Consider the following 1,760-nt stretch of genomic DNA (forward strand, 5'->3'; position numbering starts at 1 on the left):
CCCCCAAGGGTGAGGGCGCTTTGCTTGCCCCCAAGGGTGAGGGCGCTTTGCTTGCGAAGCACTGCTTCGCAAGCGCCCGAACGCACAGCCGCCAGCGGCTGGGCCGGTCTGGGGGTTTACGGCGTCCCCCGCAACCGGACCCACCCCGCCATCCCACAGGAAGCCAGCTGTTGCCGTTGCTGTTGCTGTTGCTGTTACGTTGAGGTTGCCGGCCAGCAGTCGGCACTACCGCTTCGGCGGGTGCAGGGCGCAGCCCTGCCGCACTCCCCCTCCAAAATGTGAAGGCCGCGCGGTGACGAGTTCACCGCCCCTTCGGCTAACATTCGCCCATGCCGCATACCACYACGACTCCGCCCGCATTGCAGGATGGCGACCTGCTGGCCGCCATCGACCTTGGCTCCAATAGTTTCCACATGGTCATCGCGCGTTACACGCTTGGCCAGCTGCGGGTGATCGACCGCCTGCGCGAAACCGTGCGCATGGCCGACGGCCTGGACGGCAAGGGCGGACTCTCCGCAGCAGCGCGACAGCGCGCGCTGGAGTGCCTGGCCCGCTTCGGCCAGCGCATCCGCAACGTCCCGCCGCATCGCGTGCGTGCTCTGGCCACCAACACCGTGCGCCAGCTGCGCTCGCCGCAGGCGTTCCTGATGCCGGCCGAAACCGCGCTCGGGCACGCCATCGAAGTGGTCAGTGGCCGCGAGGAAGCGCGCCTGATCTACCTGGGCGTGGCCCATGCGCAACCGCCCAAGCCCGACCAGCATCGCCTGGTGATCGACATCGGCGGCGGCTCTACCGAGTTCATCATCGGCAAGGGCATGCAGACCCTGGAGCGCGAGAGCCTGCAGGCCGGTTGCATCGCCAGCACCCGTCGCTTCTTCCCGGGCGGCAAACTCAGCAAGAAGCGCTGGAAGGACGCACTGGCCGAGATTGGCCGGGAGTTCCAGCCATTCGCCAGCAAATACCGCGCGCTGGGCTGGCAGGAAGCACTGGGGTCGTCTGGTACCCACAAGGCCATCAGCGAAATCTGCGCGACGATGAAGCTGAGCAAGGGTGCGATCACCGCCGAGGCGTTGCCGCAGCTCCGCGATGAGCTGCTGAAGGCCAAGAAGATCGACGACATCGTGCTGCCTGGCCTGTCCAGCGATCGCCGCCCGATCATCGCCGGCGGCATCCTGGTGCTGGAGGCCGCCTTCCAAGCGCTGGGCCTGCAGAAGCTGCTGGTCAGCAAGGCCGCGATGCGCGAGGGCATCCTCTATGACATCCTTGGCCGTGCCGGCGACAACGACCCGCGCGATGAATCGGTGGCCGCCCTCACCCATCGCTATGGCATCGACACGGTGCAGGCCGGCCGCGTTCAGGACACCGCACTGTCGTTGCTGGAGCAGGTGCAGGAGCGCTGGAAGCTGGATGCCGATGACGCACGCATGCTCGGCTGGGCCGCACGCCTGCATGAGCTGGGGCTGATGATCGCCCACAGCGGTTACCACGTGCATGGCAGCTACGTGCTGGAAAACTCGGATATCGCCGGCTTCTCGCGGCAGGAACAGCAGATGCTGGCGACGCTGGTGCGCAATCACCGCCGCGGCATCAGCAAGACCGCCTTCGATGCCATTCCCGAACGCCTGCTGCTGACCGCACGGCGCCTGGCTGCCCTGCTGCGCCTGGCGGTCCTGCTCAACCGCGCGCATGAGGACGCACCGCTGCCGGTGCTGGAACTGACTGCCGACGACAGCCGCCTGTCGCTGATCGTGCCGCAGGAC

The 1,760-nt window shown here is 67.2% G+C and carries 1 protein-coding gene; it reads left to right on the forward strand.

Annotation, left to right across the window (positions count from 1 at the left end; translation table 11 throughout):
• Positions 1-329: 329 nt before the first annotated feature.
• Positions 330-1,760: exopolyphosphatase (gene ppx, locus AC1VAN_RS20785; protein WP_480986629.1), on the forward strand; the 1,431-nt coding region annotated here is incomplete at its 3' end.

It is taken from the genome of Stenotrophomonas sp. 05L44_2, assembly GCF_056665995.1.